The sequence below is a fragment of the Hujiaoplasma nucleasis genome, assembly GCF_013745115.1.
Lineage (GTDB): Bacteria > Bacillota_I > Bacilli_A > Izemoplasmatales > Hujiaoplasmataceae > Hujiaoplasma > Hujiaoplasma nucleasis.
In genome coordinates this window covers 692,564-715,086 of record NZ_CP051151.1, presented here as the reverse complement: position 1 = coordinate 715,086, position 22,523 = coordinate 692,564, and the positions used below count along the sequence as shown (strand labels likewise).

The following is a 22,523-nucleotide window of genomic DNA, read 5'->3' as shown; positions in this document are numbered from 1 at the left end:
CCGGTAATTTTCTTTTGTCTAAAGGAGGTGATTCTATGAGAAATATTATGAAAGATAAAAAATTTTATAAAAGAGTATTGATTATAGCATCACCAATCATTCTCCAACAATTGTTAACATCTTCTGTTCAGTTGGTAGATAACCTTATGGTAGGTACTTTAGGTGAACTCGCCATTGGGGCAGTATCCGTTGTCAATCAATTGTATTTTGTTGTGATTATAGTAACCTTTGGTGCCATGGGCGGGGCAGGTATATTTTCGGCTCAATATTATGGTTCAAAACAATATGATTCATTAAAACAAACTTTTAGATTTAAGTTATTGGTTTCAGTATTTTTATCTACCTTAGCTATTCTTATTTTTACTTTTTTTGGTGAAAGCTTTATAGGTTTGTTTACAGACAATCCTACCACCATCCAATGGGGACTTGAATATTTAAATATTGCTAAATGGGTCATGATTTCAATGACAATTTCAACAGCTATTTCATCAACTTTTAGAGAAATTGGCACAACAAAACCTTTACTCTATATTTCAATTGTGGCTATTTTATCTAACGTTGTTTTAAACTACTTACTTATTTTTGGTAATTTAGGTTTTCCAAGATTGGGCATAGAAGGAGCCGCTATCGCGACTTTAGCTTCTAGGTTTATTGAATTTACTTTATTGTCTATTTTATTAATCGTCAAAGGCAAAGCGTTTAATACCAGTATCTTTAAGATATTCAAAATTGACAAGTTACTTTTAAAATTAATTATTATTACAGCGATTCCATTGGTCATCAACGAGTTTTTATTTTCTTTTGGTCAAACTGTATTTATGCAGTCCTATGCCACGAGGGGAGATAATGCCCTAGCAGCCATTAATATTACCAACGCTATCAGCCAATTAGTCTTTATCACTTTTGGAGGTATTGGGACAGCGGTTGCTGTTTTTATTGGTAACACTTTGGGGGAAAATAAGCTAAGTGAAGCTAAAGAGAATTCTAAAAAAATATTTTCTTTTGCCATTATTTTTGCCCTAGTTTTAGGATTGATTTTATTTATCTTGTCATTCTTCATTTTAAATCTATATGAAATTTCTGCTGAAACAGAAAGTATAGCTAGATTTAATATTAGGGTCAACGCCATTATGATTCCGGTAATTTCTATGTATATTTCCCTGTATTTTACTTTAAGATCAGGTGGAGACACTAAATCCACCATGATCATGGATTCTGGTTATATTTGGGTTATTCAAGTGCCTGTGGTCTATGTTTTATCTAGGTACACTAAGCTTCCCGTAATATTTTTGTTTTTAATCATCCAAATTCTTGAAATACCAAAAGTAGGGATTGCTTATTCAAGGTATAAGAAAGAATATTGGTTAAAGAACTTGGCTTTAGAAAACCAAATAAATGCTGAAAAATTAATGAAAAACAAGGCTTAGTCTATCTTGACAATTAATCAATAAAACAATATAATGTATGGTATAAGCAATGATAAGGATAATGATTTAATCATGTTTTGTAGAGAGTTAGTGGCTGGTGAAAACTAATAAACATATAAGTCTATCTACCTTTGAGCTAGGATTAATAATCCTCGTCTATCTGCGTTAAAGATTTAAGTGCTAGTTTATACTAGAACTAAGGTGGTACCACGGTTAATTCGTCCTTTACTCAAGTAAAGGACTATTTTTTTAATAAAAGGAGAAAATCATGTTAAATCAAGAGTTATTGTTAAATCAACCAGAACTTGTTCAAAAAGCTTTAAGCAAAAAGGGTGTCAATGTATCCTTTGATGGTTTTATAGAAATGAGAAATCAACGGGTTAATTTAATTCAAGAGATAGAAGCAATCCGTGCAAAAAGAAACCAATTATCTAAGGAAATTGGTGTTTATAAGCGTGAGAAAAGAGATACTGAGAACTTATTTAAAGAAATAGAAAATTTAAAGGGTTCTATGACAAATCAAGAAGAAATTCTCAAGGATATTGAAGATAAAATTAATGAATTTTTATTGAAATTACCAAATTTACCTGATGAAGACTTGTTGGCTGGTGATAAGGAGTATAATCAAGTAATCTATACACATCTGGAACAACCTAAATTTGATTTTAAAGTATTAGATCATGTAGAACTTGCGACTAAACTCAATATCATTGATTATGAACGCGCAGCTAAAATTAGTGGAAAAGGGACATGGATTTACTCTAATATTGGGGCTAGATTGGAATGGGCTTTACTTAATTTCTTTATCGATCAACATCATAAGGATCAATATGAATTTATGTTAATGCCACATATATTAAATTATCAAAGCGGTTTAACTGCAGGACAATTTCCTAAATTTGAAGAAGATGTTTTTTGGTTAGATGGTGAAGACAAACAAAAATTCTTATTACCAACATCTGAAACAGCTTTAATCAATTTACATAGGAATGAAATATTAAGTGAAAATCAATTACCGAGAAAGTATTTTTCATATTCTCCTTGTTATCGTAAAGAAGCAGGTTCATATCGTTCTGAAGAGAGAGGGATGATTAGGGGCTATCAATTTAACAAGGTAGAGATGATTCAGTTTACAAAAGCAGAAGATTCTGATAAAGCGTTTGATGAAATGTTAGAAAAAGCTAAATCATTAATGAATCAATTAGGTTTACATTATCAAGTATCTAAATTAGCTGCTGGGGATGTTGCTTTCGCGATGAGCCGTACTTTTGATATTGAAGTTTATTTGCCGAGCATAAATATTTATAAAGAAGTATCATCAGTATCTAATTCAAGAGACTTTCAAGCTAGAAGAGGACTCATTAGATATAGAAATAGTAAAGGTGAAATTGAATATTGTCACACTTTGAATGGATCAGGTTTAGCTACCTCTAGATTGGTTCCTGCAATTTTAGAACAATATCAACAAAAAGATGGATCAGTAAAAATTCCAGAAGTCTTAGTACCTTATATGGGTGGATTAACAGAGATTAGGTGAAATCATGTTTGATCGTGTGAAGGTCGTTGTTAACTTAAATCATTTATGGCATAATTATACTTTATTAAAAAGCATCCATCATGATAAACGTGTTATGGCAGTTGTTAAGGCTGATGCTTATGGTCATGGTGGAGTTCAAGTCGCTCATTTTCTTGAATCTAAGGGCTGTGATTTTTTCGCAGTGACAGATTTACTAGAAGCTATAGAACTAAGAGAGGCTGGTATAAAATCTGACATTTTGATTTTTGGTAAAACTTTACCTGAAAACATAAAAAAAGTATCAGAATATGATCTCATACAAACGGTCGATTCTTATGATTATGCATATCAGCTCAACCAACAAAATTTAAAGATTAAAATCCATATCATTATAGATACTGGAATGAGTCGATTTGGTATATACCATCATCGTCAAGAAGATTTGTCATCGGCTAAAGCCGAAGTCATTCAAATTCTAAATCTTAAAAATATGATTAATCAAGGTATTTATTCTCATTTTGCTTGTGCTGATGAGGACAATGAAAACTTTACTAATGGCCAATTTAATCAATTTAAGTCTTTGGTTGAAGCAATTGAAAATGAAGGTTATTCACTAGGATTAAAGCATGTGTCAAATAGTGCAAGTATCATTAAGTACAAGGATAGAACCTTTGATATGGTGAGAACGGGAATAGCCATGTATGGCTATCCTCCGATAAAGACAAAATTAAAGTTTTTACCTGTTATGTCAGTTTTCGCTAGGGTAATTGCCCTAAGAAACCTACAAGCTGGAGATGGTGTATCTTATGGTCAAACCTATCAAATCAATGACCATAGAAGAATTGCGTCTATTGCTATTGGTTATGCAGATGGCTATCCAAGATTTTTTTCTAACAATGATATATTTATTTTTAAAGGTCATTCATTACCTGTTGTTGGTAGGGTTTGTATGGGTGTCACCATGGTCGATGTTACAGGTCTAAGTATCAATATAGGTGATCAAGTTGAAGTTTTTGGTATCCATAAATCTTTAGAATCTATGGCAGTTAAAATGGATACAATTACTTATGAACTATTAACTAATATGTCGAAAAAAAGGTTATTATTTGAGTATATATATGAATAAAATAAAGGAAGTAGTTTTGAACTACTTCCTATTTTTTATCATGTTTACAAAGTATTCATGAACGATTAAATTATCTGTTAACTCAGGATGAAATGCTGTAGCTAGTTGGTTGTTTTGTCTAGCAGCTACGATTTTATCATTGACAACAGCTAAGACTTCAACATCTTTATTGGCTTGGACAATGTATGGTGCCCTAATAAATACGAAAGGTACATCTTTTTGACCATTAAATTCAGCATGGGTCATAAAAGAACTTAATTGGCGACCATAAGCATTCTTTTTGGCTTCTATATCCATGGTTTGCAAGTAATTACTTTTATAATTTTCTACTTGTTTGGCTAATAGTAATAAACCAGCACAAGTACCAAAAGTAGGTAAACCTGAATGAATCATCTCTTTTAAAGTATCAACCATGTCTTGGTCTTTTAATATTTTAAACATGGTTGTTGATTCGCCACCAGGTAAGACGATACCATCCATAGCTTTTAATAAGTGATCTTTGTTTCTTATTTGAAAAGTCTCTACACCTAGAGTTTCTAGCATTTTTTGGTGTTCGATGAAAGCACCTTGTAGAGCAAGCACACCAATGATCATTTATTCGCCTCTTTGTCTCATTAATAAATTAATTTCTTCTTCGTTGATTCCTACCATGGCTTCGCCAAGGTCTTCAGAAAGTTCGGCTAAAATTTTAGGGTTGTCAAAGTTAGTAACAGCTTTTACAATTGCATTAGCACGTTTTGCTGGGTTTCCAGATTTGAAAATACCAGAACCTACAAATACGCCTTCAGCGCCTAATTGCATCATCAATGCAGCGTCTGCAGGTGTAGCAACACCACCAGCTGCGAAGTTAACGACTGGTAATTTGCCATGGTCTTTAACATATTTAAGTAAATCATATGATACTTTTAAGTTTTTAGCTTCATTATATAGTTCATCATCAGATAATGAAGTCATTCTTCTCATTTCTGCTTGAATTTTTCTCATATGAATGACAGCTTGAATAACGTCTCCAGTACCAGGTTCACCCTTAGTTCTAATCATTGAAGCACCTTCTTCAATACGTCTTAAGGCTTCACCTAAGTCTTTAGCACCACATACAAATGGGGCTTTGAATTTTGTTTTATCAATATGATAAGTATCATCAGCTGGTGATAAAACTTCTGATTCATCGATATAATCGATCTCTAAGGCTTCTAAGATTTGTGCTTCTACAAAATGTCCAATTCTAACTTTAGCCATAACAGGAATTGTCACTGCAGCTTGAATTTCTTTAATTAATCTAGGGTCACTCATTCTAGATACACCACCAGCAGCTCTAATATCAGCGGGAATTCTTTCTAAAGCCATAACTGCACAAGCTCCAGCTTCTTCAGCGATTTTAGCTTGTTCAGCATTGGTAACGTCCATAATAACGCCACCTTTTAGCATTTGGGCTAATTCTTTATTTAATTCATAACGTTTATTCATAAATTTTTCCTCCTTTTATTGACAATTAGTCTTTTATCAACTATATTATAACTGAAACTGGTATTGTATAAATACTCAGTTTTAATATATTTTAAATGGTCAGTTGGTGAATGATGATAACATTTTATTTTGGTGATACAAAAGATATGCCTATGTATGAACAACTGTATAAGTATTTAAAAGAAGCCATTGAGAATAATGAGTTACATGCTGATGAGAAGTTACCTTCAAAAAGAAAATTGGCTGCTCATTTAAAAATTTCTCAAACAACGATTGAAACTGCCTATATGCAATTGTTGGCTGAGGGTTATATTCGTTCTGTGCCTAAAGTTGGATATTTTGTTTTAAGTCATTTGGTTTTTCCCAAGAAAAGAAAAGTGAAAGAAACCATTAAGAAAAAAGAAGTAGTTACTTATGCTTATGACTTTAAAACCAATATGGTTGACGCGGATGACTTTCCCTACCAAAAGTATGCGAAAATTGAGAGAGAGATTATTCTAGATAAGTTATCAAAATCCATTAATAAAATGGATTATTTTGGTTTGTATTCTTTTAGAGAAAAAATCGCAGATATTTTATTTGCTTATCGAGGGATTGAGGCAGCCCCTGAACAAATAGTTATTGGTAGTGGTTCTGAACATTTGATTTCTTTATTGGTTTTACTTTTAGGTAGGGACAAACTGATACTGACTGAAGATCCTTCATATATAAAAAATTATTTATTATATAAAGAATATGGTGCTAGAGTTGATGTTTGTGATCTAGATGACCAAGGAATGTCTATTGATCAATTGAAGAGTTTATCTGCGGATGTCATCCATATTACCCCAGCACATCAATATCCTACAGGCATTATTACGCCTATTTCTAGAAGAATAGAGTTATTGGATTGGGTCAATGAAAATGATCATAGATATATTGTCGAAGACGACTATGATTCAGAATTTCGTTTTACAGGCAATCCTATACCTGCCTTAAAAGTCTTGGATGAGTTTGATAAGGTTATCTATATGAATTCATTTTCTAAGTCTATTTCTCCTAGTATTAGGGTTTCTTTTATGGTTTTACCTAGAAAGTTGGTTAAGCGATACCAAGAATCTTTTTCATATTTTTCTTGTTCTGTGCCTATCACGACTCAACTGGCACTACAAGCCTTTATTGAGTCAAATGAATTTGAAAAACATTTAAATCGAATGAAGAATATCTATAAGAATAAAAGAGATACTTTAATTAAGTTTTTAAACCTACATTTTGGTCATCGAATAAGCATTAAAGGTTCAGATGCTGGTTTGCATTTTTTAGTAGAAATAAAAACTGATTTAAAGGAAGATCAATTGATAGAACTAGCAAAAAAACAATCAATAAGGGTCTATGGATTAGGAGAATACTATATCAAGAGAATAAAAAGATATCCATATCCTATTTTAATATTTGGATACTCACATCTTAAATTAGAGGATATTGAAAATGCTTGTGTTTATTTAAGGCAAGCTTGGAAAGAAATTTAAGGGTTTTTTAAAAAAAGTAATGGTCTATGTAAGCGCTTTATGATAAAATTAAAAACTGTAAGAGGTGAGGCATTGATGAGAATAAAAGAACATCCTATTTTGAAATTTGATTATCAAAATGAAATTCATTTCACTTATAATAATCAAGCCATGATTGGCTATGAGGGTGATACCATAGCCGCTGCTTTATATGATAATGGCATTAGACATTTTTCGAATTCTGTGGTTCATGATAGACCTAGAGGATTATATTGTGCCATTGGAAATTGTGGGTCATGTTATATGAGAGTCAACGGTGTAGATAATGTTAAAACTTGTATGACATTATTAGAAGAAAACATGGTTGTTGAGTCAGAAGTGAGTGTGGCAAGCAATGATTAAACGTGATTTAGTAATAGTTGGTGGAGGCCCTGCAGGTTTATCAGCAGCTAAAGTCGCTTTAGATGCTGGTATGTCAGTGACATTGATTGAAAGGTTCAATCAATTGGGTGGTCAATTAATAAAGCAAACTCATAAATTTTTTGGTTCGCAATTGCAGTATGCAAAAACTAGAGGTTTTGATATTGCTAGGATTTTGATTGATGATTTAAAAGGTTATGATGATCAATTAGAAATTTTGTTGGATGCAACTTGTGTTGGTTTTTATCCTGATAAAGTTTTAACAGTTTACCAATATGGCAAATATATGAAGTATCTTGGTGGATCTGTGATTATTGCTACAGGGGCTAGTGAAAAAGTGTTGGCTTTTGAAAATAATGATTTACCAGGTATATATGGGGCTGGTGCTATACAAACCTTAATGAATATTTATGGTATCAAGCCAGGTAAAGAAGTGGTCATGGTGGGTAGTGGAAACATTGGCTTAATAGTCTCTTATCAGTTGATTCAAGCTGGTGTGAAAGTCAAGGCTTTAGTTGAAGCAGCATCTACCATTGGTGGTTATTTGGTCCATGCTTCAAAATTAAAGCGTTTGGGTGTTGGTTTTTTAATGAATACCACGGTTAAGAAGGCTATTGGTAAAGATCATTTAGAAAAAGTAGTGACAGTTAAATTAGATGATCGATGGCAAGAAATACCTGGTTCTGAATCAGAGATAGATGCGGATGTTTTATGTATTTCAGTTGGCTTAAGTCCTTTACATCAATTACTTTCTATGGCTGGGGCACATATGTTGGATGTAAGTGAACTTGGTGGTTTGGTGCCGAAGAAAACTTGTGATTATGAAACAAGTATCGACCATGTTTATGCATGTGGTGATGTAACTGGTATAGAAGAAGCATCTTCAGCCATGGTTGAAGGAAGAATTTGTGGTTTAATGGCTGCTAATCATTTGGGGTTTAAACATCCAGAAGCTCAAAGTTTAGAAGATGATTTAAATAATCAATTATGTGTCTTAAGACAAGGTCCTTGTGGAGAAAAAATAAGATGTGGATTAAAAAAAGTAGGTGAAATCTATGATTGAAAAAACTGCAGTTGCTAGTAAGGAAATGGTAAGATCTAGATTTCCTAAAGATAAAGATGTTTTATTCAGACCTAAGGCTATTATTGAGTGTTATAAAGAAATTCCATGTAATCCATGTGAGACAAGTTGTCCCTTCCACGCCATTACCATTGGTGAAGATATTAATGCTATTCCCCAAATAGATTTTGATAAGTGTACAGGTTGTGGTATATGTGTGCATTCTTGTCCTGGGTTAGCTATTATGGTAGCTATGATTAAAAATGGAAAAGCTTACTTTAAAGTGCCTTATGAGTTATTGCCAATTCCTCTTGTTGGAGAAAGATGGTTGGCTGTCAATCGAAATGGTGATGTTATTAGTGATTGTAAAATTGAACAGGTGATGCCAGGAAGAAAATCAACCAATACAACAACTGTGGTTACAGTTTCTTTGGAACAGCCTTACTTATATGACTTTGTGACAATTAGGAGGCCAGGCGATGAGTAAAAAAGATATCATTATTTGTCGTTGTGAGGATGTATCATTACAAGATATCCATGATGCTTTAGAACTTGGTTATAGGGATTTTGAATCTTTAAAAAGAATATTAAGAATAGGCATGGGACCTTGTCAGGGTCAAACCTGTTCTCATCTTGTTAAAAATGAAATAGCGAAATACAATAAAGTACATCCTGAAACAGTCAAAATACATAAAACAAGACCCCTTGTTTCTGGTGTTGTTTTAAAAGATATTGCGGAGAATCAAGATGAAGACTAAGGCTTATATAGTGATTATAGGAGCTGGTATAAGCGGTTTAAGTATCGCTTATAATCTAGCAAAAAAAGGTGTTAAAGATATCATTGTAGTCGATAAAAGTCATTTTTTAGCTGGGGCTACAGCTCGCTGTGGTGCAGGTGTTAGACAACAATGGGCAACTGAATTAAATTGTATCTTAGCTAAAAAATCAATTGAGTTCTTTTCTCATGCCAATGAGACATTAAATTATCATAGAGATATCGAATTTAAACAAGGTGGATACTTAATTCTTTCAAGTTCAATAGCAGAAGATGAACAATTTGCAAAAAATGTAAAGCTTCAAAATTCTTTAGGAATACCTACAAGGCATTTAAGTAAGGAAGAGGCTTTAGAAATCGTACCTCATTTAAATCCTAATAGTTTTACAAGTGCAACTTTTTGTCATACTGATGGCCACGTTAATCCATTTTTAATGAGTGAAGCATATTATTTAGCTGCTCAAAAACTAGGGGTAGATTTTTTCTTTTTTAATGAAGTTAAAGAGATTATTTTAGAAGAAGGTTTGATTCAAAAGGTTATCACTGATAAAGTGGAGATAGATACCCATAAAGTTGTTAATGCAGCCGGAGGTTATTCACAAGAAATTGGACAAATGGTAGGCTTAGATATTCCAGTCTATTCTGAAAACCATGAAATTTTAGTGACTGAAAGAACTAAGGATATGTTGGGACCCATGGTGATGAGTTTTTCTAAAAATATCTATTGCCAACAAGTACCTCATGGTTCTATCTTGATGGGAAGAAATAATCCTAAAGCTTTACATAATCATGATATATCAAGTTCATGGAGATTTTTAGATGAAATGGCTAAAACTGTGAACCATATATTACCTGAGGTTGCTAAACAAAGAGTCATCAGAACATGGGGCGGATCTTATAATATATCACCTGATTTCCAACCTATTATTTCTGATACACAAGTCAGTAATTTCTTTATTGCTTGCGGTTTCTCAGGACATGGATTTATGTTTGCGCCGATTACGGGAGAACTATTATCCCAGATTATTTTGGGTGAAGAATTAGAAGCTTATGCTAAAGATTTACATATTAGTCGTTTTGATAATATGGAGAATATAGATAGAGAACATTCAGTTGTTTAAGAAGGAGAGGAGAATTATATGGCAATTTATAGTTACATTACAGAACCACTAACGAACTTTGAAAACGAAGAAAACAGAAAAGCATATGAAGAAGGACTTAAGGTTGTTAGAGGATATTTAGGAAAAAAATACCCATTAATTATTAACGGTGAACGAATTTTTACTGATCGTTTCATCAGTTCTTTAAACCCATCAAATCATAAAGAAGTGATTGGTGAAATTGCTCAAGCTGGTATGGAAGAAGCAAAAAAAGCTATGGATTCAGCTTTGAAAGCTTTTGAAACTTGGAAGAAAGTTGATCCTAGAGTTAGGGCTGATGTTTTATTTAAGGCTGCGAATATTTTAAGAAGAAGAAAACATGAAATTTCTGCTTTAATGACTTTAGAGGCTGGAAAGCCATGGAATGAAGCTGATGCTGATACTGCTGAAGCTATTGACTTCTTAGAATATTATGGACGCCAAATGTTAGAATTAACTAATATTGATGGGAAAATTTTAAGTCGTAGAGACTTAGAAAGAAATGAATATCGTTATATTCCATTAGGTGTAGGCGCAATTATTACGCCTTGGAACTTCCCAATGGCGATTTTAACTGGTATGACTTCTGCAGCAGTCGTTGCTGGTAATACTGTATTGTTAAAACCTGCTTCAACAACCCAAGTTATTGCTTATAAATATATTGAAATTATGGAAGAAGCTGGCTTACCTAAAGGGGTGATTAATTTTATACCTGGTAAGGGTTCTGAAACTGGTGACTTCATTGTAAAACATCCTAAAACAAGATTTATCTCTTTTACAGGATCTAGAGATGTGGGCGTTCAAATTTATGAAAATGCAGCCAAAGTGAGAGAAGGTCAAATTTGGTTAAAAAGAGTTATTGCTGAAATGGGTGGGAAAGATGCTATTTTAGTTGATAACAATATTGATGTTGATATGGCTGCTCAAGCTATTGTAACTTCAGCGTTTGGTTTCTCAGGTCAAAAGTGTTCAGCTTGTTCAAGAGCCATTATACATGAAGATGTCTATGATCAAGTAGTTGAACTAATTAAAGAAAAAACTGAGAAAATTATTCTTGGAAATTCTGAAAAATTTGAAAATAAAATGGGTCCAGTAAATGATATATTAGCCTTTAACAAAATTTCAGAGTATATAGAAATAGGTAAAAAAGAGGGTAAATTATTGACTGGTGGACAAACAAATAATGAAATAGGTTACTTTATTGAACCGACTGTTTTTGTGGATGTAGATCCTCAAGCAAGAATCATGCAAGAAGAAATCTTTGGACCAGTCTTGGCAGTAACAAAAGTTAAATCTTTTGAAGAAGGTTTAGAGGTAGTCAATAATACTGAATATGGTTTAACGGGAGCTTGTATTTCAAGGAATCGACAACATTTAGAAAAAGCTAGAGAAGATTTCCATGTAGGCAATTTATATTTAAATAGAAAATGTACAGGTGCTATCGTTGGTTATCAACCTTTTGGTGGCTTTAATATGTCAGGCACAGATTCAAAAGCTGGTGGACCAGACTACATTATTTTACATATGCAAGGAAAAACTATTTCTGAACAATTTTAATAATATTGACCAGTCAAATGACTGGTCATTTTTTTGAGCATTTAGTTTGGATTCGAAATAAATTTATGAGATAATGTAGGTACAAAAGGAGGCATTATGAAAACATTTAAAGCAAATGCTAAAAAATTAAAAGAAGGTATGCAAGTTGAGGTAAATGCAGCCGGATTTAAAATGATATTTGATGAACCAGAACAAATGGGTGGTACCAATCAAGGTGTAAATCCTATGTCAGCGAGTTTAGGTGTCATGGGTGCTTGTCAAACCATCGTTGCCTTTATGTTCGCAAAACAAAAAGGTATTGAACTTGAAGATTTCTCTGTTGAAATTGAGGGAGATATGAATATGGAAGCCTTAATGAAACAAAATGGGGAGAGAACAGGTTTTAGTGAAATAAGGTATAAAATGCATTTTAAAGCCAATAATACAGAAAAAGAATTAGAAGAGTTCTCTAAATTTATCGAAGAAAATTGTCCAGTAAGTGATACCATGAAAAATGGATCAAAATTAGTTAATACAGGGATTGTGAAGGAGTAATAGAACTATGGATTTTTTACAAGCATTAAAATCAAGACATTCAGAATATGTCTTATCAAAAAACATCGATATAACTGAAGATGCATTAACAAGTTATTTAAAAGATATTTTACAATATACCCCATCGGCTTTTAATTCAGAAAGTCAAAGAATCGTCTTATTAACACAAGAAAAACATGATTTGTTGTGGGAACAATTGATTGAAATTATGAAGGGTATTGTGAAAGGTGAACAATTTGAAAACACTAAGAATAAAATAAATGCTTTCAAAGCAGCTTATGGAACAATTTTATTCTTTGATGATACAAGTGTTACTAAAAAGTTACAGGAAAAATTTCCACTCTATAGTGAGAATTTTGCTAAATGGTCAATTGAACAAAACGGTATGTTGCAATCTAATGTTTGGGTTGGCTTGAGAACTAAAAACATTGGCGCTTCTTTGCAACATTATAATGAATTGATCGATGATTTTGTTAAAAAGACTTTTGATATTCCAGAAACTTGGGAATTAAGAGCGCAAATGCCATTTGGTCACATAGAAGAACTAGCAAGTGAAAAACCACATATAGAAATAAACAAACGTTTTCTATTAAAAAAATAGAAATTTAACCTTGTTTTTTTAAATCTTTTCTTTTATAATGAAAACATCTTAATAATTTAGGTCGTATAAGTTGATAATATGGTTCAATGTTTCTACCTCGCCTCCGTAAATGGCGAGACTACGGCTATTCATGAATGATATGATTAGCCTTAGAAATATTTCTAAGGCTTTTTGTATGGCCTGAATTAAAAAAAATAATAGGAGGGTTTCGTGGACAAGGTTAAAAAAAGTTTAAACAGTTTTTTCAAGATTGAAGAACGTGGTTCTACAATCACTAAGGAGTTATTAGGGGGATTAACAATCTTTCTAGCAATGGTGTATATTTTACCAGTGAATGCAGGCATCTTAAGTACAGGTACAGGTCTTACTTTTGGTTCAGTATTTGCCGCAACAGCAATCGCAGCTGGTGTTGCTTCGATTCTTATGGGTCTTTTGGCTAATTATCCAATTGCTTTAGCTTCTGGAATGGGTGTGAACGCATTCTTCACTTACACAGTGGTCTTAACCTTAGGTTTTTCTGCTTATGAAGCATTGGCAGCGACATTTATTTCTGGGGTATTGTTCTTAATTATTTCTTTAACAGGTTTAAGGAAAACAGTTATTAATGCAATTCCTAAGAATTTAAAGTTGGCTATTGGTGCGGGGATTGGTTTCTTTATTGCCTTCATTGGTTTAAAAAATGGTGGTATTATTGTTGACCATGGGGTAACATTTGTTACCTTAGGTGATTTATCTCATCCAACTGTATTGTTAGCTTTGTTTGGTATCTTATTAGGATTTGGTTTTATGGCTTACAATAAAAAAATCACTAGTTTTGCCATCATTCTTTCAATTGTTATTACTGGTCTTGTTGGTGTTTTATTAGGTTTAATTTTCCCATCTTTAGCAGATGTTATGCCTGGACTTACCAATGAAAATGCAGGTAGTATTTCTGATATGGGGGATGTCTTTGGTAAAGCCATAACTTCAATACCAGATTTATTAAGCAAACCTATGGCTTATGCAGTCATCTTTACTTTCTTATTCATTGATTTCTTTGATACTTCAGGTACTTTGGTAGCTGTAGGACATGATGCTAATTTATTTGATGCTAATGGCGAGTTAATCAATGGTGAAAAAGCTTTAGTTGCTGATGCAACAGGTACTATTGTTGGTTCGATTTTTGGGACTTCAACAGTTACTTCATTTATTGAAAGTTCTACAGGTATTAAACAAGGCGCAAGAACTGGTTTATCAGCGACAGTGGTTGGAGTTTTATTCTTGTTATCATTATTAATCTATCCAGCTTTTGGATTTGTTGGTGATGTGAATGGCTTATCTCCTGTAACTGCAGTAGCTTTAGTTTATGTTGGTGCTTTAATGATTTCTTCATTAAAAGAAATAGATTGGAATGATCATGTTATCGTTCCAGTAACCTTCATCACTGTGATGATTATGTTATTAGCTTATTCTATCCATGATGGTATTGCTTTTGGATTTATTTTCTATACATTGATGATGTTAATTGCTGGTAGAAAGAAAGAGTTAAATTTAACTATTTATATACTAGCTGCTTTATTTGTTATTAATTACTTTATCTATTTTGTGATTATTCTTTAGATTACATATAAGCAAAACATCCTTTTCATTGGTTGAAAAGGATGTTTTTTTTTACATTTAATTGTATAATAATTATAGGTGATAGTATGTGTGGTCGTTTTACCATCAGTAAAAATAAGGAAGTTGTTGAATCATTTTTAAAAGATCATTTTGAAATTCATGATTTAAAAGATATAGACTTACCTAGGTACAATGTTAGTCCAGGACAGCCTATATTGGCTGTCATAAAAGTTAATAATTCTTATCGAGCTGGTTTAATTCCATGGGATTACAAGGTGAAGTTTCAAAATAAATACAAGCAAGTCATTAATGCAAGAAGTGAAACGGTAGATCAATTAAATTCCTTTAAAAAAGCTTTTAAAGACCAAAGGTGTTTGGTTGTATCTGATGGTTTTTATGAGTGGGATAAGCTCAGCAAACAACCCTATAGAATATTAAAGAAAGATGAAAGTCTATATTTTTATGCGGGTATTTATGATCATTTCATGGTTGATGGTAAAAAACTCTTTGGTTTAACAATTTTAACTACTGAAGCCAATGAATTAATCAAAGACCACCATCATAGGATGCCTGTGATTCTGGATATAGAAAAAGCTAAAACCTATATATCTAATGACTTAAGTATGGATGAAATAAAAAGTCTATTAGAGCCATACCCTAAAGAATCTATGCTTTTATATCCAGTCAGTAAGGCAGTCAATTCTTTTCAAAATGATTCAGTTGATTTAATAAAAAAAACGACTACGAATTAGTCGTTTAAATTTAAAAGATAAGTTCTTGCATCATCTGATTCATCGATTATCTTAAAGCCCATTTTTACTAAGTATTTATCGTGTTTGTCATTATCTGAAAAAGTAATTAATTTTTGATAACCCCTGCTTAAGAATATATCTTTGTTTTTTTCATAGATATATTTTCCTGCTTTAAAATCTCTGTAAGAAGGAATCACATAATCTAAGTCTACTTTTAAAGTATCTTTGTCATATTGATTTGCTACAAAGACTCCAACTGGCATGATATCTCTTAAGATATAAAAACTATATTCAGCTGTCCTAAAATCAATATCTAATTTTGGATAAAACTGATTTAAGTCTTGGCGGTTATGTTCTAGAAAATAATCAATATATTCATTGTTCTTTTGAATTTTTAAGATATTAAAATACGCTTGGTTTGAATATATTTTATATAGATAATAGACATTAGCGATTGCTGTAAATAAGTTTAGTACAGCGACTGGATATGCTTGTGAATAAAGTGCATAAAAAACAAATGTCAAAGAACCAAATAAATTTATCCATCTTAATTTCTTAGTAGAAGACATAATCAATGATATTAATATTAAAATTGATGCGGTATAACCGATGGTTTCAATCATCCATGGATCCATTTTGTTCACTCCTTTTCTATTTAATATGAAAGCCTTAAATATTATATCATAAAAATAAAATAATTAAACTAAAACAATTTTTATTCTTTGGAGGAAAAATAATGAGTCATTTAGTTAAAAATAAACAACCTTTGTTAGATAAATTTGGAAGGTTATCAGAACCTGGATATTCAACTAAAGAAATCTTTGAATATAATCCTGAAATGATTTTAGCCAGTAAATGGCGGATAAAAGAATGGGATTATTATGCTGTTTTATCTAAAAATTATGGTTTTTCTTTTACCATCGCTGATTTAGGATATTTGGGTTTGATTTCAGTGAATTTTTTTGATTTTGAAGCAAAAACTCAAATCAATAAATCTAAGAAAGTCTTTTTTCCGTTTGGTAAATTGAAATTACCACGTTCTATCGAAGATGGTGACTTAATATTTAATAAAAAAGGTTTTCTATTAAAATTTTTGAATGATAATGGTGAAAGACGTTTAATTGTTGAGGTCAATCGTTTTTATAAAAGACAAAACTTAAGATTAGATATTGTTTTAAAGAAAAAAGAAGATGATCATATGACCATTGCGACGCCTTGGAAGGAAAATAGAAAGGCTTTTTACTATAATCAAAAGATTAACTGTATGCCTGCAGTTGGGGATGCTTATATCCAAGGCAAACATTATGAGTTTAGAAGTGATCGTGATTATGGGGTCTTGGATTGGGGTCGTGGTGTTTGGACCTATAAAAATACTTGGTATTGGGGAAGTGCTTCAGGTGTTATCAAGGGAAAGCGATTTGGTTTTAATATTGGATATGGTTTTGGAGATACTTCTAAAGCAACAGAAAATATGTTGTTTTATGATGGAAAAGCACATAAGTTAGACTTGGTACGATTTGAATTTAATCCTGATAATTATATGGACACTTGGTATTTTACTTCCAATGATCAGCGCTTTGAGTTGGAAATGAAACCTTTGATCGATCGGCAAGATAAAAGTAATTTAATCATAATTAAAAATAAGGGTCATCAAGTCTTTGGCTTATTTAACGGCTATGTGGTTTTAGATGATGGAAGTAAGTTGGAAATCAATAATTTATTAGGTTTTGCAGAAGCAATCACAAATCATTATTAATTTTTCTTGCAAAAAAAAGTCAGTGTACTATAATAGATGTACTGACTATATTTTTGGAGGACACACAATGATAAAAAAATTACAAATTATGATGGTCTTTATTTTTTCTATGATGGCTTTTATAAGCTGTTCGGATCTTATAACGACTGAAGAACCACAAACATCAAACGAAGAAACAAGTGAAGTAATTACAGAATACCCAACGACTGAGGTGACTACTGAGGAACCTACGAATGAAATTCCAACTGAAGCACCTACAACAGAGGAACCAACAACTGAAGCACCGACAATAGAGGAACCTACTACTGAAGTTCCAAACACTGATATTCCTACTGAAGAACCAACGACTGAAGTTCCAACAGAGGAACCTACAACAGAAGAGCCGACTACTGCGATTCCTACTACTGAGGAACCAACAACTGAAGTTCCAACAGAGGAACCTACAACAGAAGAGCCGACTACTGAGATTCCTACTACTGAGGAACCAACAACAGAAGAGCCGACTGAAGAACCAACAACAGACGACTCATATTATGATGCTTATGTTGACTTGATAGATGTTCATTCTATGAATGATGGAACCATGTTAGAAGTAAGTGGTGTTGTATATTTTATGACTCAAAATGGTTATTATATACAAGATGATACTTATAATTTATTTATATTTACCAATACAACACCTGAAGTTGAATTAGGTGATCGTGTTGTTATTGATGGTGAGTTAACAACTTATAGACAAGTAAAGCAAATAGGTGATAACCATACGCTTGTTGAAATTAATGCCTATGAACAAGATATCCAACAAGAAGTCAATGATTATGTTCATGGTTCTACTTCTTTAGAACCAGGTCACTTATATACTTTAACGGGTGAAGTTAGAATTGAAGGATCTTATAATACAACATTTTTATATAGTGGTAATACTAAAATAGCTGAGATATACTATAAGTCTTTATCTCATTCTATTTCTGCTATTGAAGCTTATGAAGGTGAAATTATTACCTTAGATTTACTTTATTATGCTGAAGGTGATGATGTCCCAAGATATGCTTTCCAAGGATCGGAATCTCATATACAAGTCTATATACCAGATGATTCGCTTGCTTTACAAGCAGATGCTGACTTATTAGATAGTGAGAAAACGCTTTTTAATGATTTTGATTTTGGTATTGGTTATTATGGGTCTACTTATACAATTATAAGTGTCAGTGGAGATGTAGCAAATTTCGTAAGTTTTAATGGATCTATTATTTATGTTACAAAACCTAGTGAAACTGAAGGTGATCAACTAGGAAGTATCATGATATCTGTTAGCTTAAATGATGAAGAACCAATCATAAAATCGATTAATATCATAGTAAAAGCAGAGGGTTCATCAACCATTGATATGGCTTATTATGAGTCAGTTATTGGTTTAAGCGGTGATGATTTGTTATATGAATTAAACTCGATTTTAAATGAAGGCTTTAAACAGTTATCATATGATGATGCTAAATGGGTTTTAGAAGAATCAGATAGAGATCCTAATAATCCTAATAATGTTATATTGGTTTATACAAGAGAATCAGTTCAAGGCCAATGGAACTATCCAAATTGGAATAGAGAACATACTTGGCCACAATCTAAGTTGCATACATCTGGACAAAAAGCTGATATGCATAATTTAAAACCTTCAGATGTTGCTGAAAATTCAAGAAGAGGTAATTTGCCTTTTGGTTATATGACTGGTTCAGGTGTTTACGAACCACATGATGATGTGAAAGGTGATGTTGCTAGAATTTTATTTTATATGGCGACCATGTATTTAGATTTAGATATTGAATCTGGAATATTAGGACAAATGAGTATTTTACTAGATTGGCATCAAATAGATCCAGTTGATGATTTTGAAAGAAATAGAAATGAAGTAATTTATTCTTACCAAAAGAATAGAAATCCTTTTATCGATTATCCTCATTTAGTTGAAGAAATTTGGGGATAATATATTATTTATATTATTGATTTAGACATCTAAAACAATTGATTTTGTTTTAGGTGTCTTTTTTCTTATTGTATAATATTTTATTATTGATATAATATTAATGACAAGTTAATAAAGCAAAGGAGAGACGTATGGAGAAGATTGCTGTTATGGGTGGAGGTTCTTGGGGATCTGCGCTCGCTAATTTATTGGTTGATAATCATAAAGAGGTTTTAGTTTATGATAATGATCAAGCCACTGTGGATGAGATAAATCAATTCCACACAAATAAATCAAAATTAGGGGACAATCTTTTATCTAAAGAAATTAAAGCAACAAGATCTTTAGAAGAAGCCCTAAATTTTAGCTCACTGATTGTGTTGGCTGTTCCAACTTCAGTAACTAGGATTGTCTTATCTAATATAAAGAAAATTATTAAAGATAAGAAATTATTTGTTAATGTCGCTAAAGGTTTAGAGTTAAATACCAATGATCGGGTATCAGAAATTGTTAATGATGAGATTCCTGGTCAATATATAGAAGGTTTTGTTTCTTTAACAGGACCAAGCCATGCTGAAGAAGTTATTGTAAGAAATTTAACTTCAATTGTGGCTGCTAGTGAGAATTTAGAACATGCAAAATTGGTTCAAGAAATATTTTCTAATGAATCATATTTTAGGGTATATACTTCTTGCGATTTAATCGGCGCAGAACTTGGTGGTTCATTAAAGAATATTTACGCTATAGCTTCAGGTATGTTGGATGGTTTAGGTTATGGTATAAATGCTAAATCAGCCTTAATTACTAGAGGCTTACTAGAAATGAAACGTATTACTGTATTATTAGGTGGGCTTGAAGAAACCTTAAATGGTTTGGTTGGTGTTGGTGATTTAATCGTTACTTGTATGTCTAAATTTAGTCGTAATTATTCAGCCGGTTTACTGATTGGTGAAGGTGATGATTTAAAAACATCATTATCAAAGATGACGATGGTGGTTGAAGGGGTGAAAACTTGTAAAACTGCTTATCATTTATCAAAAAAATTGGGAATCGAAACACCCATAATCGATGCAGTTTACGATGTCTTATTCAATGAAATAGAACCTAGAGTGGTTATTAAGAATTTAATGGCAAGAGAATTAAAGAGTGAGCATTAATTTTTAACGGTTATTTATTAGATAAGTAGCCGTTTTTCTTTTATTTAGTGAACATGGTTTTTTAACATTTAATGTTCAAGAAAATTTATGGAAATTTCTTGGGAATTTCTTGAATATGATGTTGGCATTTATCTTTAAAAATGATATAATCTTTTTGTAAGCGTTTTCCAATTTTGGAAAAACTTTATTTATGTTTACCTTAGAAAGGAGTCAATCAAAGACATATTTTGATTGGTATTTAATGAAAAGAGTTACCTTTATTACAGGCTATTATGGTTCAGGAAAGACTGAAGTTGCTTTAAATTTAGCCATACAAAAAAAAGTAAATACGATTGTAGATTTAGATATAATTAATCCCTATTTTAGAACTAGAGAAATGGAAGATTTTCTTAGAGAACAAGGGATAGAGACTATTTCAAGTGATGTAGATTCTAAAATGCATTTAGATATGCCTTATATTTCTAAAAAGGTTTATAATCCTTTATACAATGAAGATAAAAGGGTTATTTATGACTTAGGAGGTAATGATCAAGGGGCAAAATTAATGCGACAATTTGATGATTACAAGGATATTGACAGTGATTTATTTATCGTTGTGAATATTTTTAGAATGGAAACTGATCATGAAGATAAGATTATTCAATTAATCAATCGAATTCAAGGGACTTCTGGATATCAAGTTACGGGTTTAATAAATAATTCTAATTTATTAAAAGATACACAAATTGATGATGTCATAGAGGGTCAGAAAATTCTTGAAAAAGTATCTGAAAAAATGAATATACCTATCGTATATACAAGTTATTGGGATGAACTAAATGATGATGATTTACATGTTTCGAATGAAACATTGAAAATAAAATTATATTTTAGAAAAAATTGGTTTTAGGAGGAAGAGATATGCCAAAAGGAGTTACATATTTTGAATATGACAAATGTAAAGGTTGTGGATTATGTGTTGAATATTGTCCGCAAAAGATCCTTTACCAAGACAAAAAAACATTGAATAACTCAGGCTACAACATTGTTAGTGTATCGGAACCTGACAAATGTATTGGATGTGCTTTTTGCGCAATGATGTGTCCAGATTCAGTGATTAAGGTAGAGGTGATGAAATAATGGGGAAAGTATTAATGAAAGGGAACGAGGCAATTGCTTTAGCAGCTATTAAAGGTGGATGTGATGCTTTTTATGGTTATCCAATTACCCCTCAAAATGAAGTTCCCGAATATTTATCAAAACATTTATTAGCAAACGGAAAAGTATTTTTACAAGCCGAATCTGAAGTTTCGGCAATTAATATGGTTTATGGAGCAGCAGGTGCTGGTAAAAGAGTTATGACAAGTTCATCTTCTCCTGGAATCGCTTTAAAACAAGAAGGGATTTCTTATATTGCTGCTGCAGAATTACCTTGTTTGATTGTATCTGTTATGCGTGGTGGTCCTGGTTTAGGTGGTATCCAGCCTTCACAAGGTGACTATTATCAAGCAACAAGAGGTGGTGGTAATGGTGATTATTCTTTAATTGTTTATGCACCTGAAACTATCCAAGAAATGGTAGATACTATTAAAGAATCATTTGATATTGCTGATTACTATCGTAATCCAGTCATGGTTTTAGTTGACGGTTTGATTGGTCAAATGATGGAATCAGTTGATTTTGATAGACCTGTAAAAGAAAGATTCTTACCTGAAAAAGATTGGGCTACCAATGGTACAGCCAATCATCCTGGAAGAAGAAATGTTGCTAATTCATTACAAATTGATCCAGTTGCTTTAGAACAACATAACATTCATTTACAAGAAAAATATGCTTTAATTAAGAAAAATGAAACTAGATATGAAATGGTTAATTTTGATGATCCTGAGTATGTTATTGTTGCTTATGGAACCATGGCAAGAATTTGTCGCTCAGCCATTGAAATGTTAAATAAAGAAGGTATAAAAGTTGGTATGATTCGTCCAATTAGTATATTACCTTTCCCTGACCAAGCTTTTGATGAAATTCCTAAAAATACAAAGGGTATTTTATGTGCTGAATTATCTATGGGACAAATGTTAGATGATGTCTTAATTGCTAATAATGGTAGACATAAAGTTGGTTTCTTTGGTAGAAGTGGTGGTATGTTACCAGATCCTGAAGAAATCGTGGATGCTATTAAGAACTTTAAGGAAAGAGTGGTGAAATAAG

Annotated in this window: 23 protein-coding genes, 1 riboswitch and 1 other annotated feature; of the genes, 20 read left to right on the top strand and 3 right to left on the bottom strand. The window is 32.1% G+C overall.

Annotated features, from left to right (window positions below):
• The first annotated feature begins 35 nt into the window (after nt 1-35).
• The 3 genes from HF295_RS03215 (at nt 36) to alr (ending at nt 4,069) form a co-directional block, all read left to right on the top strand.
• Entirely contained in the window at nt 36-1,427 is a 1,392-nt protein-coding gene (locus HF295_RS03215) for an MATE family efflux transporter (RefSeq protein WP_312032414.1), read from the top strand.
• A gap of 40 nt (nt 1,428-1,467) precedes the next feature.
• Nucleotides 1,468-1,656, top strand: a binding site (T-box leader).
• A gap of 39 nt (nt 1,657-1,695) precedes the next feature.
• Nucleotides 1,696-2,964, top strand: a complete 1,269-nt coding sequence (gene serS, locus HF295_RS03210; RefSeq protein WP_312032413.1) for a serine--tRNA ligase — start codon at nt 1,696-1,698, stop codon at nt 2,962-2,964.
• Nucleotides 2,965-2,968: 4 nt separating this feature from the next.
• Entirely contained in the window at nt 2,969-4,069 is a 1,101-nt protein-coding gene (gene alr / locus HF295_RS03205) for an alanine racemase (protein ID WP_312032412.1), read from the top strand.
• Nucleotides 4,070-4,090: 21 nt separating this feature from the next.
• On the opposite strand, the gene pdxT is transcribed toward alr, so the two are convergent.
• Both pdxT and pdxS read right to left on the bottom strand, forming a co-directional pair.
• Nucleotides 4,091-4,663, bottom strand: a complete 573-nt coding sequence (pdxT, locus tag HF295_RS03200; protein WP_312032411.1) for a pyridoxal 5'-phosphate synthase glutaminase subunit PdxT — start codon at nt 4,661-4,663, stop codon at nt 4,091-4,093.
• Nucleotides 4,664-5,536 (bottom strand): pyridoxal 5'-phosphate synthase lyase subunit PdxS, encoded by an 873-nt coding sequence (gene pdxS / locus HF295_RS03195; protein WP_312032410.1) that lies wholly within the window; start codon nt 5,534-5,536, stop codon nt 4,664-4,666.
• A gap of 110 nt (nt 5,537-5,646) precedes the next feature.
• On the opposite strand from pdxS, the gene pdxR reads away from it, so the two are divergent.
• The 11 genes from pdxR to HF295_RS03140 all read left to right on the top strand — a co-directional run bounded on the left by pdxR (nt 5,647) and on the right by HF295_RS03140 (nt 15,460).
• Nucleotides 5,647-7,044, top strand: a complete 1,398-nt coding sequence (gene pdxR / locus HF295_RS03190) for a MocR-like pyridoxine biosynthesis transcription factor PdxR (RefSeq protein ID WP_312032409.1) — start codon at nt 5,647-5,649, stop codon at nt 7,042-7,044.
• Nucleotides 7,045-7,083: 39 nt separating this feature from the next.
• Nucleotides 7,084-7,425, top strand: a complete 342-nt coding sequence (locus HF295_RS03185) for a (2Fe-2S)-binding protein (protein ID WP_312032408.1) — start codon at nt 7,084-7,086, stop codon at nt 7,423-7,425.
• Complete coding sequence (locus HF295_RS03180; protein ID WP_312032407.1) at nt 7,418-8,506, top strand: NAD(P)/FAD-dependent oxidoreductase; 1,089 nt, start codon at nt 7,418-7,420, stop codon at nt 8,504-8,506. Before HF295_RS03185 ends, HF295_RS03180 begins: the two co-directional genes overlap by 8 nt.
• Nucleotides 8,499-8,990 (top strand): 4Fe-4S binding protein, encoded by a 492-nt coding sequence (locus HF295_RS03175; RefSeq protein WP_312032406.1) that lies wholly within the window; start codon nt 8,499-8,501, stop codon nt 8,988-8,990. Before HF295_RS03180 ends, HF295_RS03175 begins: the two co-directional genes overlap by 8 nt.
• A complete protein-coding gene (locus HF295_RS03170) occupies nt 8,983-9,261 on the top strand; it encodes a (2Fe-2S)-binding protein (protein ID WP_312032405.1) in 279 nt (92 codons plus the stop codon). The genes HF295_RS03175 and HF295_RS03170 overlap by 8 nt, the downstream gene beginning before the upstream one ends.
• Nucleotides 9,251-10,399, top strand: coding sequence for an NAD(P)/FAD-dependent oxidoreductase (locus HF295_RS03165; protein WP_312032404.1), 1,149 nt, complete (start codon nt 9,251-9,253; stop codon nt 10,397-10,399). The genes HF295_RS03170 and HF295_RS03165 overlap by 11 nt, the downstream gene beginning before the upstream one ends.
• 18 nt (nt 10,400-10,417) lie before the next feature.
• Nucleotides 10,418-11,974, top strand: coding sequence for an L-glutamate gamma-semialdehyde dehydrogenase (pruA, locus tag HF295_RS03160; RefSeq protein ID WP_312032403.1), 1,557 nt, complete (start codon nt 10,418-10,420; stop codon nt 11,972-11,974).
• Nucleotides 11,975-12,070: 96 nt separating this feature from the next.
• Nucleotides 12,071-12,508 (top strand): OsmC family protein, encoded by a 438-nt coding sequence (locus HF295_RS03155; RefSeq protein WP_312032402.1) that lies wholly within the window; start codon nt 12,071-12,073, stop codon nt 12,506-12,508.
• Between the two features lie 7 nt (nt 12,509-12,515).
• Nucleotides 12,516-13,109, top strand: a complete 594-nt coding sequence (locus HF295_RS03150) for a nitroreductase family protein (protein ID WP_312032401.1) — start codon at nt 12,516-12,518, stop codon at nt 13,107-13,109.
• Nucleotides 13,110-13,150: 41 nt separating this feature from the next.
• Nucleotides 13,151-13,250, top strand: a riboswitch (purine riboswitch).
• A 69-nt stretch (nt 13,251-13,319) separates the two neighbouring features.
• Entirely contained in the window at nt 13,320-14,708 is a 1,389-nt protein-coding gene (locus tag HF295_RS03145; protein WP_312032400.1) for an NCS2 family permease, read from the top strand.
• Nucleotides 14,709-14,794: 86 nt separating this feature from the next.
• Complete coding sequence (locus HF295_RS03140) at nt 14,795-15,460, top strand: SOS response-associated peptidase (RefSeq protein WP_312032399.1); 666 nt, start codon at nt 14,795-14,797, stop codon at nt 15,458-15,460.
• Here HF295_RS03140 and HF295_RS03135 read toward each other — a convergent pair.
• Complete coding sequence (locus HF295_RS03135; protein ID WP_312032398.1) at nt 15,457-16,095, bottom strand: GNAT family N-acetyltransferase; 639 nt, start codon at nt 16,093-16,095, stop codon at nt 15,457-15,459. The genes HF295_RS03140 and HF295_RS03135 overlap by 4 nt on opposite strands.
• Nucleotides 16,096-16,196: 101 nt before the next feature.
• On the opposite strand from HF295_RS03135, the gene HF295_RS03130 reads away from it, so the two are divergent.
• The 6 genes from HF295_RS03130 to HF295_RS03105 all read left to right on the top strand — a co-directional run bounded on the left by HF295_RS03130 (nt 16,197) and on the right by HF295_RS03105 (nt 22,522).
• Nucleotides 16,197-17,216, top strand: coding sequence for a DUF2804 domain-containing protein (locus tag HF295_RS03130; protein WP_312032397.1), 1,020 nt, complete (start codon nt 16,197-16,199; stop codon nt 17,214-17,216).
• Between the two features lie 67 nt (nt 17,217-17,283).
• Complete coding sequence (locus HF295_RS03125) at nt 17,284-19,197, top strand: endonuclease (protein ID WP_312032396.1); 1,914 nt, start codon at nt 17,284-17,286, stop codon at nt 19,195-19,197.
• A gap of 131 nt (nt 19,198-19,328) precedes the next feature.
• Nucleotides 19,329-20,333: an NAD(P)H-dependent glycerol-3-phosphate dehydrogenase gene (locus HF295_RS03120; protein ID WP_312032395.1), complete on the top strand. Its 1,005-nt coding sequence runs from the start codon at nt 19,329-19,331 to the stop codon at nt 20,331-20,333.
• 190 nt (nt 20,334-20,523) lie between these two features.
• Nucleotides 20,524-21,222: a hypothetical protein gene (locus HF295_RS03115; RefSeq protein ID WP_312032394.1), complete on the top strand. Its 699-nt coding sequence runs from the start codon at nt 20,524-20,526 to the stop codon at nt 21,220-21,222.
• Nucleotides 21,223-21,233: 11 nt separating this feature from the next.
• Nucleotides 21,234-21,452, top strand: coding sequence for a 4Fe-4S dicluster domain-containing protein (locus tag HF295_RS03110; protein ID WP_312032393.1), 219 nt, complete (start codon nt 21,234-21,236; stop codon nt 21,450-21,452).
• Complete coding sequence (locus HF295_RS03105) at nt 21,452-22,522, top strand: 3-methyl-2-oxobutanoate dehydrogenase subunit VorB (protein WP_312032392.1); 1,071 nt, start codon at nt 21,452-21,454, stop codon at nt 22,520-22,522. Before HF295_RS03110 ends, HF295_RS03105 begins: the two co-directional genes overlap by 1 nt.
• Nucleotide 22,523 lies beyond the last annotated feature (1 nt).